The sequence below is a fragment of the Synechococcus sp. 'PEA 65AY6A-5F PE A' genome (assembly GCF_047462575.1).
In the GTDB taxonomy this organism is placed as follows: domain Bacteria; phylum Cyanobacteriota; class Cyanobacteriia; order Thermostichales; family Thermostichaceae; genus Thermostichus.
Genome location: NZ_JAOALE010000052.1, coordinates 1 through 13392 on the forward strand (window position 1 = coordinate 1; position 13392 = coordinate 13392).

Sequence of the window (13392 nt, forward strand, 5' to 3'; positions counted from 1 at the left end):
TGCGAATGTGATTGCGCTTTTGGGGGCTGCTGTAAACCAGCCTAGAGGTTCGGGCTTGTTTTGTTCTCTGGTAGAGCAGAACAGGCTCAGGGCTACTGAAAGCCCGCTCCGTACCGCTTAGCGGTCGGAGCCGGGTAGTTTACAAGTTCCTGGAAGCTGCTGTTGCGGCCTCCGTAGCGCAGGTGCATGTGCACCGGATCCCCGTGGGGTGCCCGCAGAATCACATAGGTGAAGGTCTCGCAACTGGCGTCTGCTCCAGGCCGCAACTGAAACAAATCCCAGATGGAACTTAAGGAGCGCTCAGGGTAGTAGAAGGGATCCGGCGCAGCTCCCCGATAGGCGTAGCGACAATTTTCCGCCAGGGGCTTTTTCCCCTCCAGGTCGGCATAAAAGGAGAAAAACTCCATCTTCTCGAACTTCACCCGCTTCGGATTGCGCGGATCGTTGGCAGATTGTTCCAGAGACGTATCCAGGGTAAAGACGCCATCAATTCCCAGGTAGGGCACTTTATAGGCGTTGGGGGACACAATCTGCAACTCCAAGGCTGCCGCAGCCGCTCCAAAACCCAGGAGACTCAAGCTGCCGATCAGCCAGGTTAGGGCCGTTGAAGAACCAATTTGGCGAGAGAGCATAAAACTTTGTTGTGCCTGTGTTGTGCAGTAAACTGCAGAGCAGTTTAGGGGAAGCTTTGAGCTCGTACCATCCCACTGGGGGGCATCTGGCGAGAAATTCGCCGACTGCAGGTGCAGCTCTGAGGAACGGGATCCCATCTGGATCCCAACAAGGCAGTAAAATTGAGGTCAGGCTCACCGTAGAGGTGCCAGGTTTGCTGCCAGAGCCTGATATCTGGAAACTGATTTTGAAAGCGAGGAAAACCCCGTGGAGCTAGCTGAGATTGAGGAGTTGATGAACAAAGCTGTGCAAGCCACACAGCGCTCCTTTAATACGGTACGCACCGGGCGGGCCAATTCCAGCCTGCTGGATCGCATTCAGGTGGAGTACTACGGCGTGCCCACTCCCCTGAAGGCCCTGGCCAGCCTCACCACGCCAGACTCCAGCACTCTCTTGATCCAGCCCTTTGATCCCTCGACCCTGGCGGCCATTGAGCGGGCCATTGTTGCCTCTGACCTAGGTCTAACCCCCAGCAACGACGGCAAGGTGGTGCGGCTCACCATTCCCCCCCTGACGGAAGAGCGCCGCAAAGAGTTGAGCAAACAGGTGGCCAAGCTAGCCGAAGAGGGGCGAGTCTCGATCCGCAACATCCGGCGGGATGGCATCGACTCGGTGCGCAAGCGAGAGAAAAATGGCGAGCTGTCTGAAGATGAGTCCAAAAGCTTGCAGGATGCCATCCAGAAGCTGACCGACCGCTATATCAAAAAGATCGATGAGCTGCTGGCAGAAAAAGAAAAGGAGCTGACGACGCTGTAAAAGCTCCTTGTGGACATAACTCCCCACGCTACTGGCCTGCTTCTGCATAGCCGTAGGACGGGGTTAAAGACCCCATTTTTTGATCAAAACTCGACACTCATCCCGAAACTTCAAGGTTTCCACTTGCCCCTCGAAGTCGGGCAGCCGTTCGTTTCTCCTCGTCCAATTCCAACAAGAGGGATCCCGGCTTAGGCCAGGATGGAAGGGGGGAAAACGACAACTCTTGCCGCAATGGATCTGATCCTGTGCCATCAATCGGCGGATTTCGACACCCTGGGGGCGGCGGTGGGAGCGGCCCGCCTGTATCCGGGTGCCCGCATCGCCTTGACCGGGGGATCCCTGCCGGGGGTGCAGGAGTTTTTGGCCTTGTACCGAGATGAATTTCCCCTCATTGAGTTGCGCTCTGTGGATCCGGGACAGGTGCAGCGGTGGATTGTGGTGGATTGTCACGATCCGGATCGCTTGGGAAAAGCTGCCGCTTGGTTGAGCGTCCCCGGCACCCAAATCGAGATTTTCGACCATCACCTCAGGGATCCGGAAACCCCACCGGATGGCTTTTGGCCGCAGCAGCAGGTGAACTGTCATATCGAGGCCGTGGGGGCCACCTGTACCTTGCTGGTGGAGCGGCTGCAGGCTGCTGGGATCCCTCTCAGCCCTTTTGAGCGGCTGGCGCTGGCTTTGGGCATTCACATGGATACGGGATCCCTGACCTTCCCGGAGACCACCGCCCGCGATGCTGCTGCCCTGAGCTGGCTGTTGGATCAGGGGGTGAACCTGGTCTTGTTGCGGCGCTTTTTGGGGGATGGCCTCACCCCAGAGATGCGCGAGCTGCTCAGCCAGGGGTTGGCCCAGATGCAGGTGCAGCAGGTGGGGGAGTATCGCCTGGGAGAATGGCTGCTGGAGCTGCCGGAGTTTGTGCCCGGCTTGGCCAGCCTGGTGATGCGGCTGATGGATCTGACGGGAGTGGATGTGCTGCTCTTGGTGGCGCGGCAGGGGGAGCGGCTCAGCCTGATCGGGCGGGCGCGGCAGGAGTTTGCCCAGTTGGGCAGGGTGATGGCCCTCTACGGCGGCGGTGGACACGATTGTGCTGCAGCAGCCACGTTAAAAGCCAGCCCAGAGCAGCCTTTGCCCGACCCGGCCCAAGTCATGGCGGCCCTCAGGCAGGCTGTCCAAGAGCGGATCCCGCCCCCGGTGACGGCCAAAGATTTGATGTCGGCTCCGGTGCGCACCATCCGACCGGAGATCACCATCGACGAGGCCCAGCGGGTGCTGCTGCGCTACGGCCATTCCGGCCTGGTGGTGGTGGACGCTCAAGGTCGCCTGGTGGGGGTGATCTCGCGGCGGGATATCGATATCGCCCTGCACCACGGATTTGGCCATGCCCCCGTCAAGGGCTACATGACCACCGACGTGAAAACCCTCTCCCCCGACACCCCCTTGGCGGAGATTCAGCGGTTGATGGTGCAGTGGGATATTGGCCGCCTGCCGGTTCTCCAGGATGGACAGTTGGTGGGCATTGTAACTCGCACCGATGTGTTGCGGCACCTACACGAGTTGCCGGCCCTCTCACCCCAGTTGGCTTTGCCCACCCTTTCCTGCCCTTTGGATCTCACCTTCGCGGCCCTGTCGGAGCGGCATCGACAGTTGCTGGAGCAGGCCGCCCACATCGCCGATGAGAAGGGCCTGAGGTTGTATCTGGTGGGGGGAACGGTGCGGGATCTGCTGCTGCACCGGTGGGGACGGCAGCCCTCGCCCAACCTGGAGCGGCTGGATCTGGACTTGGTGGTGGATGGGCCCTACTCTCCGGCCCTGGATGGGACGGATCCCCCGGGCTGGGGCTTGATTTTGGGACAAGCGCTCAAACAGCGCTTCCCGGAAGCGCGGCTGGAGATCCACGGCAAATTCCAAACGGCGGCCTTGATCTGGCCAGGCGGCTTTTGTGTGGATATCGCCAGCGCCCGCACGGAGTTTTATCCCTACCCGGCCTCTCCCCCCGAAGTGGCCATGGGATCCATCCAGCAAGACCTCTATCGGCGGGATTTTTCCATCAACGCCTTGGCCTTGCGCCTCAACGGCCCCCAGCGAGGACAGGTGCTGGATTTTTTCGGCGGACAAGCAGATCTGCAACAGGGGATCATCCGGGCATTACACCCCAACAGCTTCATCGAGGATCCCACCCGCATTTATCGGGCGGTGCGCTTTGCGGTGCGCTTGGGCTTCGCCCTGGACTCGACCACAGAAAAATGGATCCGCGCTGCCGTGGCCAGTGGTCTGCACGATGCCGTCGGCGGGGATCGCCTCAAGCAGGAGCTGGCCTACATTCTCGGATCCCGCGATTGGCCCCAAGCCTTTGAGCGGCTGGCAGAATGGGGAGCTTTGCGCTGTATTCACCCCGACCTGGAGTGGGATCCCTCCCTGTGTCAGCGGTTGCAACGGGTGGGCCGCTGGGCCTATCACTTTCGCCGCCGCTATCCTGAGCTGGGATCCCAGGAGATCTGGCAACTGCGCCTAGAGGCTCTCCTCCTCACCCTACCCCAAGCCCCCCAGGTGGCCAGCCAACTCCACCTCACCCAAGCAGGCATCGAACGCCTCAGCCATTCCTCCTATTACCAAACCCTGTTGGCCCAACTGGATCCCAGCACCCTCTCTCCGGCCCAGGTGGTGCAACTGCTGCAGGGGCTGCGGATCCCAGCAGTGATTTTGGTGGCCGGGATCGCCCCCAAGCCGGCCCGGCGGCTGATCTGGCGCTATTTGCAGGAGTGGTACTGGGTGAAGCCGCTGCTCAACGGCCACGATCTGCGTCGTCTGGGTTATAAGCCAGGTCGCCCCTTCCAAGCCATTTTGGAGCAACTGCGTTGCCTCACCCTGAACGGTGAACTCACCACCCCGGCAGAAGCTGAAGCCTGGCTACAAGAACACTTCCCCCTGCCGCAAGCTCAATACCGAGGAAGAAAGTAGAAGGGCAAATCAGTCGAAATAGAAGAGAGTGACCAACTTGTGTTGTTCCTCAGCATGCTTGCAGGCATCCAGCAGCGTGACGCTGTCGTGGAAGACAAAGCAGATCAACTGCTGGCACTTGCCGATGATCTCCAGGTTGCACAGGCGGCTGGCCTCCGCCAGGGGAAGATGGTCGTTTTCGGGATGCTCCACCAGATGCAGCACCTGCTCCAGGCTGGCCCGCGACTCTGCCGGCTGTCGCTCCAAACTCTGGGGCAAGATCACCGTCAAGGACTTCATGTCCGCCCGCATCGCCCCCCGAATGACGGCCAAGTTGGTGCCAATGGCCCCAGAGGTGAGGATCTGATTGCCGGTAAGGGCCAGGGCATAACTGAGGGTCTCGATCAAATACTGATGGGTAATGGGCACATGACGGCTGCCCAGGATGGCCACTCGCTTCGGCCCAACTTGCTGAATGGCGGCCAACTCCTGCAAAAACGTATCAACGCTGGTGGGGACATCAATAGACTGGGTCAACGGGATCCCTCGGCAGATTCTCTAGATCTTGGCTAGGCTATGCTATCTCAAATTTTCGCTTTGGGATCCGGCCAAGTTGAAGCTCTACGGCTTCAGCTCCGCACTTTTGGTGAAGTGCTAAGGCTGTCTGCAGCAAGCTGGGCTTGGCTTTGCGCAGAAGATCCCGCCTGGATGTGGATGGTGTAGCTCATACTGCTGTGAACGCCCTTGCCCAGCCAATGGCCGTAAATGGGAGCGGCATCTCTGGGGTAAGCGCTGGCCGCCAAAGCCACATGACCATCGGCCACGGCCAACCCCTGGGTGGGATCAAAGCCCCGCCAACCGGCCCCCGGCAAGTACACCTCCGCCCAAGCGTGCAGATGACGGCGCCCAGGCTCTGGGGGTTCTCCGCCCATGCTCTCCCCCGAAGGCCGTGAGGGGCTGACCTGGTAGCCACTGACAAAGCGCGCGGCCAAGCCTACCGTACGGCAGACCTCCATGAACACCAGGGCCAAATCGCGGCAGGCTCCGGTTTTGCGATGCCAGGTCAAGCCGGCAGGCCAGGGATCCCCCTTTTCCCGCAAGATGTGGCGGCATTCTGAATAGATGCGCTGGTTCAGCGCCGGCAGAAAAGCTGTCGTTTCCCCCTGCACGTGATCCCATAGCTCCCAGGCCAAGGCCTGGATGCCGGGATCCGCCTGAGCCGTCAGATAAGGCTGTAATTGGGCTGCCAGCGTGCTGGGATAGTCGATGGGGAGATGGGTGGCCCAATCGCAGAGCAGGTAGTCGAAGGGATTCTGCCGCAGGGTGAGCACCGTGGCCTGAGTTTGGATGCGCAAGTGCTCGGTGGGATCCCCAAACCAGAGCCGAACCGCCGCGTTGCCCTCCAGGTCCACCAGCGCCGATTGGCCCACCGGCTGCGGATCCACCTGCAACTCAAAAGCCAGGAGAGTTTGGATCCCGTCGCAGCGCGGTCGCAATCGCACCGTGTGGGGCTCCAGTTGGACTGGACGACTGTAGCGATATTCGATGAGATGGCGGATCTGAATTTGCACAGGCCAAATGACGGGCAAGGAGTTTTATCACAGGCAAAGGAGCACCGAGATCAGGCAACCCAAACTGCTCCCAGATCAAAGCCAAGAAGCGGTTGCATCGTCTGCCCGAGATCTCTAGACTTCAGGGATCCCGAGTTTGAGATCTCCGAGAGCTTTGCCCTGCCTTCCCAATCATCGAAACCTCCAGCTTAGAGCGGATGTACTCCCCAGCCTGTACAGGAGCATAGCGAGGGGGATTTGCTGCATTCTGGCATGTGGGCAGGCATTCGATCCAAGCATCGTCCCGAGGAGCTGTAAAGTAAACCAAAGACAGGCGGCGACTGGAACCGAAAGCCGATCGGGGTGGATTGACCACGCGGTGCAACGTGGAGCGCCAACGGTCATTGGTCCAACGGGATAGCAGATCGCCAACGTTGATGACAAAGGCGTTGGGAACAGCCTGCACATCAATCCACTCTCCTGCTTTGGAGTACACCTGCAGCCCTCCCGGCGCCCCATCCTGTCGCAGAATCGTGAAGCCACCGTAGTCGGAGTGAGCCCCATAGCGTAGCTGTCCCGGGATGGGCTCCACCTCCTGTTCAGGATAATGCACAGCCCGCAGCACTCCCCCTTTCCCCTCCATAAAAGGCAGAAAATAGGTTTCCGGCAGATCCAAAGCCAACGCGCCCATGCGCATCAAGGTTTGGGTGAGCTGAAGCAGAGCCGCATCATAAGCCAGAAGAGCAGCCCGCAGTCCTGCTGGATGGGTGGGCCAAAGGTTGCCCGAATCCGGATCCACCCCTGCTTGGGGCCGTTGTGGATCTTCCCGAAACAGGTCATTGAACACCAGCGCCTCACAGAGATCGTAGGGAACCTCTGCCCCACGGGTAGCGGCTACACTTTCGATGCCAATCGGCAGGTATCCCTGGTTTTTGACGCGATCCGGAGTCACCACCTCCATTTTTTGTTCCAGCGGCAGGTCGAAGAAAGCCCTCGCTCTCTCGTAGGCTGTTTGTATGATGGCCTCCGGGATCCCATGCCCTGTGATCACCACAAACCCCACCTCCTCCAAGGCTGCCCCAAAAGCCTTTGCAACCCCTAGCGGATCCGTGCCCTCCCGAAAGGGGGTCAAATCCAGACAAGGGATCCCAGCTTGCTCAAAGGAAGAAACTGGAGACATAGCCGACATAGAGACAGGTGCTCAGAACAGCTCCTACCCTACAAAGAGAACTTGCCCCAAGACTGTGTGGGCGGATACCCCCTCAAAGCCAGCGCCAGCTCAACCCCATATCGAAACTAGGGATATTCTTGCTTGGCCTGTTGCCAGAGGACTTCCAGCTCCTGGAGACTGCGCCCTTTCAGAAGGGAGCTTATGCCATCACCGGGCAGGGATCCCGCTGGTTCCTGAGCCAGCTCTTCCATGCGCAAAAAACGGCGAGCAAAGCGCAGGTTGGTTTGGGTTAGAGCATGACTCTAGTCAATAATAAGCTCAACTATACTGAAAATAATGTATAATATGTTCAGTACGGATTACTACCAGTTGATCTTTCTGTTTACTTTCGAGTCTGCCAACATGGTAGCCAAAGCAAAGCAGAAAATTGGTAGTAAGACGACACGGAAACTGCGCTTTGGGTATTCTACTCAAAGCTTTGCGGGATACCGCCATTCTGTTTGGAAACAAACAGAATGCTATCGCTGCATAGTTGAACAGTGATGTTCAGCAGTGTTCAGCGTAAATGTATCAGCTTGGGCAGCATCCAAACCATACCAACGGCCCAAGTTGACCAGGGCAAAAAGCAGATCCCCCAGTTCGGCTTCCTGCCGAGTTGGATCGGGGGGATCCCTCTCCAATTCTCGACGCAGCTCGGCTTCTTCCTCGCGGATCTTGGCCCAGATCCCCTCCACCGTTGGCCACTCAAACCCTGCCCCCACCACTTTGCAGGAAATTTTCAGGGCAGCCATTAGGGGAGGCAAACTTTGGGCATAGTGCAGCAGTTTTTGGCCAAGGCTTTGATCCGGTCGCTCCCTTTGCTTGATCTGTTCCCAAGAGCGGTGCAACTCCGGAAGATCTGCCATCACAGCATCCCCAAACACATAGGGGTGACGGCGGATGAGCTTATCGGCAATTCCCGCAGCCACAGCTTCCAGATCAAAGTGGTTCTGCTCGGCAAAGATCTGAGACTGCAACACCACCTGCAACAACAAATCCCCCAGCTCTTCGGCAATTGCTGCCGGATCCCCGGCTCGAATGGCAGCTACCGTCTCATACGCTTCTTCAAGAATGTAGGGGGTAAGAGACTCTGGAGTTTGGGCCCGATCCCAAGGACACCCGTCGGGAGCGCGCAACCGAGCAACAACAGCCGCCAAACGACTCATGTGTGAGCTAGAGGCGGAACGCTCCAGATAAAGGTGGGCAAAATGGCCCGTCGCTTGAGGATCCCAGCTTTGGAGCGTCAATGGGCCGGCCACCACCTCCAAGTCTTCTGTTAGCAACGTAACAGACTGGACAGGAGAACAGATCTGTTGCAAAACACTGCGCAGCTTCGCCAGATCCTGGCCCCCACAGCTTTTCAGCAGCAGGGATCCCTGCTCAGCAGCGAACCACCGAGCCAGAGCCTGTTGCCAGTCGGGCTGAAGACTATCCAGCGTTTGCAGCATGGTCAAAAGGGTAGGTGCGGCCCAAATCCAAAAGGCGGCTGAGCTGCTCCAGATCGATGAAACTCAACTCCAAAAGGATCATCAGCAACGGCCCTTGCTGGCGATGCTGCAGCTTCTTGGCCAGGCTCAGTTGAGAACGGTCGATAATGCCCGTTTCCAATAGATATTCCTCAAGGGCTGGGGGGGGAATGGGATCTAGCATGGTCGTTTCGCAGCGCTGAAGAAGGACAAATATGAAACTGAGAAGATAGTAAACTAACGTAACTATTCTTAACACTCCTACAGAGTTTCGGCAAAGATCCGGCTGGCAAATAGGCCACAGGTGAGCTTACCAAGCCCTGTGCCCACAGCTCCACGGCAAGAAAACCCCTAAATTGCCTCAGCAAATGAGGTTTATGTATCCAAGGACACAAAAAATGGGTACCAAGAGTTCATGGTATGGTAGCAAATTGGCGATCAGTTGGCAGCACCCCGAAAGGCCGACTGCTTTTTCTTTGTGGGAAAAACCAACTCACCTTGCAAGATGTTACCTTTTTATCTCGTTGAATCCTCGTGCTTGATAAAAATCTTACAACAATTCTTCGGGGATCCAATCTGTTCGGCTCCTCTGGGATCTGCCCTAATGCTGTCATCCTGCTCGGGTTCGGTTTTGGGCATACATCGTCCTACGTTCAGCTAAGCTAGAGACACTTGCCACATGGACTCCCGTTATGTCTGAAGCCCAGGGTTTACTGCCGGTGGGGGCAACGGTTCAAGTGGTGGAGATGCCTCCTTACCTAAAAACGGCTGACCCAATGCCGATGTTGCGCCCGGCCTATTTGATCCGCTTGCACGAACAAGGGGTGATCCTGCAGCGGCGGCTGTTGGGCACCTACAGTGTGCAGTTTGCCAATGGCATCTTTCTCATAGACGGAAAATATCTCGCGCCGGTGGGATCCCTGTCCTGACACGCCCATCTCTCCTCCGAGCCAGCTGGATGGGTTTGCCGGCCTTTAGAACCTTTGGGAGCTGGCAGCTTTCTGCAGAAGCGAGCCTTCAACTGGCCGGCGGACTTTCGCGATAGCCTGAACCGCGGCTAGCCGCTTCTGACGCTTCAGCGAGCTCAGTTGCTTATTCCCGTCAGCGGTGTCGAAGTAGCTGACAGACCTGCCCAGCTTTTGGTAGCTGGTTTTGCGATCTGCCACCGCCGCGCTGTAGAGGGCTCAGCACATCCGCCCCCAGTGGTGCAAGAGTTTTTCTTGCTGGCGACTGGGATAAAGCTGGGCCGCGGCAGCGTTGCGTAGCCACAAAGTGACGCAGGGGGTTACCCTGCCATAGGGTGCCAGTCCGCTGCGCTGAGACTGGAGACTGCCGCGCATCAGGTTAACTCATGTTAATTTGGGGGCGTCTTCCTCTTCCATCCTGCGATCTCTATGAGCATTCAACTTCCTCGCTGGCTAGAACTGGCCTTGCCTTTCTTTCATCCTGTGCTGATGATTTTGGCGTTTGCGCTGGCCCTGTATGCCCTTTACCTGGGTCTGCAAGCGCGACGGGTGCGCACTGCCTCGGCAGAAGAACGCAAGGAGCTGATCAAAGGGAAGTTTGGTCAGCGGCATTTCCTCGCCGGATCCCTGTTCTTGGTGTTGATGGTGTTCGGAGCCCTGGGCGGCATGGGGGTTACCTACCTGAACAACGGCAAGCTGTTTGTTGGGCCTCACCTGCTGGCTGGGTTGGGCATTGTGGCCTTGGTGGCCAGCTCTGCGGCTCTAGCACCGCTGATGAAAGACGGGCAAAAGGTCTGGGCGCGTAATGTGCATGTCCTATTAAACGTGGTGATCCTGGCGATCTTGGGTTGGCAGGCGGTGACCGGCTTTCAGATTGTGCAGCGCATCGTCAACCAAATGCTGACCACACCCCAGGTGGCTTAATCTCCCCGAAAGACCCATGCAACCCTGAACAGGGCTGAGCTTTGGGAGGACTTTGTCCCGCTGGTGCGAGCCGAGAAGTCCGTCGACCCAAAGACTTCGGCCTCCCCTTTTCGGAACCCAGAGCTTCATCATGTCAGAATGGCAGAGCAGGCGCTGCATCCTTCGGCTGTAGAGGGGCGCAGTCTTGTTGCCGATACCCAGTTAACGCAACGGTTCTCCCTATGTCGGTTAGCCCTCTTCCCAGTTGGGTCAAGCGTTCCATCGGCAAAGCCAGCGAGACTTCAGCGGTGCAGCAGGTGATCAAGCAGCGGGGCCTGCACACCATTTGTGAGGAGGGGCGCTGTCCAAATCGAGCCGAGTGCTACAGCCAAAAAACCGCTACATTTCTGCTGATGGGAGGGATCTGTACCCGCGCCTGCTCTTTTTGCCAGGTGGCCAGTGGACGGCCCGCACCGTTGGATCCCGCAGAGCCGGAGAAAGTGGCCGAGGCGGTTGAGCTGCTGGGGCTCAGCTATGTGGTACTCACCTCGGTGGCCCGCGACGATCTGCCCGACCAGGGATCCGGTCGCTTTGTGGAGGTCATGGAGGCAATTCGGCGGCGCTGCCCCGGCACCCAGATCGAGGTGCTTACCCCCGACTTTCGCGGGGATCGCGAATGCATTGCCCGTGTGGTGGCTGCCCAGCCTGTTTGCTACAACCACAACATCGAAACGGTGCGACGCCTCTCCCAGGCAGTACGGCGCAGCTCCGGCTACGACTTGTCCTTGCGGGTTTTGCGAACGGTCAAGGAGCTGAATCCTGGATTACCCACCAAGTCTGGGCTGATGCTGGGGCATGGGGAGACCCGCGCAGAAGTGCTGGAAACTTTCCGGGATCTGCTGGCGGTGGGATGCAATCGTCTGACTCTGGGGCAATACCTACAACCTTCCTTGGCCCATCGCCCTGTGGAACGCTACTGGACTCCGGAAGAGTTTGCCGAGCTGGGCCAGATAGCCCGCCAGATGGGGTTTCGCCAGGTGCGCTCAGGGCCATTGGTGCGCAGCTCCTACCACGCTGCCGAAATGGTTGAGAACTAGGCCAGGGAGCTTGGCAGAGAGGCTGTGCAGTCTGTCATAGCCAACCTTTCCCGTCCGATCAAGGCACGAAGGCCCGCTTCCAGGCCGAACGCTCGGGCTGCAAACCGGCTGAGCACCTGTGGCGCCAGGGATCCCAGGCGATACAGGCTGACCCCCGCCACCAGACCCGGCAAAAGGCCGTTGCCCCAGTCTCCCCACAGCCAGGAACTCACCCCTTCCGCCAGCAGCAGCAGAGCCCCATTGAGCAGCAGCGGTCGCCACAGCCCCTCGCGAAAGGAGACTAGCCCCCTCCACAAGGCCGTCCGGGGTAGGTGAAGCCGCACTCCCAAGCCCAACAGCCAAAGGCCATCCAGCAGTGGGGCCAACAGCAAATCCAACCCCAGCGGAGCCAAGCCCACCACAATCCCCTTGCCGAGGGCGACAGCTTGGCCCCATTGCTCCACAAAGCGGGCATGATGCTGCCACTGTTTTTCCAAAATCTGAGCCTGAACCCGATCCAGCCGCTTCAACACATTCAAAGCCAGAAGGGATCCCGCCTCGGTTTGCAAAATCTGCAGAATTCGCCCCCGCAAGGCTTCAATTTGGGGTGCAGGCCGTTCCCATTCCAAAGTAATGCGGCCATCCGGCCAGTGGGTGCGGACTTTCAGGGGTTTTGGGCAGGCGGCCACGGTCAAAATCTCCTGTGGCGATACCCAGCCCAGGTGGCGGCTGATCTGGGCACAAATGGCCTGCAACTCCGCTTCGGAGTAGAGATCGCATTTGTTCAACACCAGCAGGATGGGCTTGTATAGAGTGCGCAGCTCCGAGAGAGCTTGGTATTCCAACTGGGTCAGGTCGGTGGCGATGACAAACACGATCAAATCCGCCGAGCGGGCCACATCCCAGGCCAACTGTTCGCGGGCTTCTCCTTCCACTTCGTTCAAACCCGGAGTATCCACCAGCTTCACTCGCCAAGGGATCCCTGGCTCCGGCTGCCACAGCAGGGATTGGGGCTGCTGAGTGACCCCATTGAGGGGGCCCACCTTCAATCGCTCCTCGCCGGTTAGGGCGTTCAGGACGGCCGACTTGCCACGGTTGACCAGCCCAAACACCGCAATGGAAAACAGCCGCGCGGTGAGGCGCTTGCGCAAAGTGGATAGAGCCCTGAACTCCGGTTGTAAATCCCGACGGCTGGCCAGAGATTGCCAATGATCCCAGCACCTTTGCAAAACGGTTTCGGCTTGGGTCAAGGGAGTGGTCATAGACAGGGGCAATGGACTAACCCTCACTCTAGAGGGAATTGCCCCTCAGGGCTAGCCGTTTCTCCCCCCCAGCGTGGGGAATCCAAACCCCACAAAATAGGGCATGATCACCCTAGGGTTCCGCCGAATCTCCTATGCTGTACCGCCTTCCCCAATCTCTGAAATGGCTTCGTGTGGGTGGATCCCATCGTTCTAAGCAAGAGCGCCAGATCGTGCGCAGCCTGCTGGCCTTTGCTGGGGCGCTGCTGGTTATGGATGTTGTGCTTCTGAGCGCCCTTCGCTAGTCCAACTTGGCAAGCCCATCGTTAGGTGATTCCGAACAAGTCTAAGTCTGAGGCATTCCTCTAGCACTGCTACAGGCAAGCACTCCCAGCCCCTTGCCCATTATGAGGAGAGGGGATCCCAGAATTGGCAAACAGTTGCACTGCAACTCGAAATAACCCCAACCCGATCAGAGGGTGGGAAGGGTTTTCCAAGTTACCAAGTTGCCTGTCAGCTAGAAATCGCAGGAGCCCCGCACTGTACCCGTAGGGTCAGTGCCGGGAGGAATGCGCTTTGATGAAGTACAATGAACTTATGAGCCAAGTCCTGACCA

The 13392-nt window shown here is 58.4% G+C and carries 15 protein-coding genes; 6 read left to right on the forward strand and 9 right to left on the reverse strand.

The genetic code is table 11. The features are described 5' to 3' along the window. Positions 1 to 92: 92 nt before the first annotated feature. The gene (locus GG26_RS12720) at positions 93 to 632 is read right to left on the reverse strand and encodes a hypothetical protein (protein WP_414390984.1); all 540 of its coding nucleotides are present in this window, start codon (positions 630 to 632) and stop codon (positions 93 to 95) included. 247 nt (positions 633 to 879) lie between these two features. On the opposite strand from GG26_RS12720, the gene frr reads away from it, so the two are divergent. Both frr and GG26_RS12730 read left to right on the forward strand, forming a co-directional pair. Further along, positions 880 to 1428: a ribosome recycling factor gene (gene frr / locus GG26_RS12725; RefSeq protein WP_011429597.1), complete on the forward strand. Its 549-nt coding sequence runs from the start codon at positions 880 to 882 to the stop codon at positions 1426 to 1428. Positions 1429 to 1659: 231 nt separating this feature from the next. Beyond that, a complete protein-coding gene (locus GG26_RS12730; RefSeq protein WP_414390986.1) occupies positions 1660 to 4386 on the forward strand; it encodes a CBS domain-containing protein in 2727 nt (908 codons plus the stop codon). Between the two features lie 9 nt (positions 4387 to 4395). Here the strand turns inward: GG26_RS12730 and GG26_RS12735 are convergent, their stop codons facing one another. The 6 genes from GG26_RS12735 to GG26_RS12760 form a co-directional block, all read right to left on the reverse strand. Continuing rightward, positions 4396 to 4902 (reverse strand): hypothetical protein, encoded by a 507-nt coding sequence (locus GG26_RS12735; RefSeq protein ID WP_011429595.1) that lies wholly within the window; start codon positions 4900 to 4902, stop codon positions 4396 to 4398. A gap of 92 nt (positions 4903 to 4994) precedes the next feature. Further along, positions 4995 to 5954 (reverse strand): transglutaminase family protein, encoded by a 960-nt coding sequence (locus GG26_RS12740; protein WP_414344520.1) that lies wholly within the window; start codon positions 5952 to 5954, stop codon positions 4995 to 4997. A 103-nt stretch (positions 5955 to 6057) separates the two neighbouring features. Then, positions 6058 to 7095, reverse strand: a complete 1038-nt coding sequence (locus GG26_RS12745; protein WP_041438122.1) for an isopenicillin N synthase family dioxygenase — start codon at positions 7093 to 7095, stop codon at positions 6058 to 6060. 116 nt (positions 7096 to 7211) lie between these two features. Continuing rightward, positions 7212 to 7337 (reverse strand): hypothetical protein, encoded by a 126-nt coding sequence (locus tag GG26_RS12750; RefSeq protein WP_255322527.1) that lies wholly within the window; start codon positions 7335 to 7337, stop codon positions 7212 to 7214. 267 nt (positions 7338 to 7604) lie between these two features. Further along, the gene (gene mazG / locus GG26_RS12755) at positions 7605 to 8573 is read right to left on the reverse strand and encodes a nucleoside triphosphate pyrophosphohydrolase (RefSeq protein WP_011429591.1); all 969 of its coding nucleotides are present in this window, start codon (positions 8571 to 8573) and stop codon (positions 7605 to 7607) included. Beyond that, a complete protein-coding gene (locus tag GG26_RS12760; protein WP_041438119.1) occupies positions 8554 to 8775 on the reverse strand; it encodes a DUF2949 domain-containing protein in 222 nt (73 codons plus the stop codon). The genes mazG and GG26_RS12760 overlap by 20 nt, the downstream gene beginning before the upstream one ends. 508 nt (positions 8776 to 9283) lie before the next feature. On the opposite strand from GG26_RS12760, the gene GG26_RS12765 reads away from it, so the two are divergent. Beyond that, positions 9284 to 9520 carry a DUF3148 domain-containing protein gene (locus GG26_RS12765; RefSeq protein ID WP_414390990.1) on the forward strand — a complete coding sequence of 79 codons (237 nt, stop codon included), beginning with the start codon at positions 9284 to 9286 and terminating at the stop codon, positions 9518 to 9520. 255 nt (positions 9521 to 9775) lie between these two features. Here GG26_RS12765 and GG26_RS12770 read toward each other — a convergent pair whose 3' ends face one another. Next, positions 9776 to 9931 carry a hypothetical protein gene (locus GG26_RS12770; protein WP_414390993.1) on the reverse strand — a complete coding sequence of 52 codons (156 nt, stop codon included), beginning with the start codon at positions 9929 to 9931 and terminating at the stop codon, positions 9776 to 9778. Positions 9932 to 9985: 54 nt separating this feature from the next. Between GG26_RS12770 and GG26_RS12775 the strand changes: the two genes are divergently transcribed. Next, complete coding sequence (locus GG26_RS12775) at positions 9986 to 10480, forward strand: DUF4079 domain-containing protein (RefSeq protein WP_011429588.1); 495 nt, start codon at positions 9986 to 9988, stop codon at positions 10478 to 10480. A 221-nt stretch (positions 10481 to 10701) separates the two neighbouring features. Continuing rightward, positions 10702 to 11556 carry a lipoyl synthase gene (gene lipA / locus GG26_RS12780; protein WP_011429587.1) on the forward strand — a complete coding sequence of 285 codons (855 nt, stop codon included), beginning with the start codon at positions 10702 to 10704 and terminating at the stop codon, positions 11554 to 11556. Here the strand turns inward: lipA and GG26_RS12785 are convergent. Further along, the gene (locus GG26_RS12785) at positions 11553 to 12797 is read right to left on the reverse strand and encodes an Era-like GTP-binding protein (RefSeq protein ID WP_011429586.1); all 1245 of its coding nucleotides are present in this window, start codon (positions 12795 to 12797) and stop codon (positions 11553 to 11555) included. The genes lipA and GG26_RS12785 overlap by 4 nt on opposite strands. Positions 12798 to 12931: 134 nt before the next feature. Here GG26_RS12785 and GG26_RS12790 point away from each other — a divergent pair, with 134 nt between their 5' ends. Next, positions 12932 to 13081, forward strand: a complete 150-nt coding sequence (locus tag GG26_RS12790) for a hypothetical protein (RefSeq protein WP_011429585.1) — start codon at positions 12932 to 12934, stop codon at positions 13079 to 13081. Positions 13082 to 13392 lie beyond the last annotated feature (311 nt).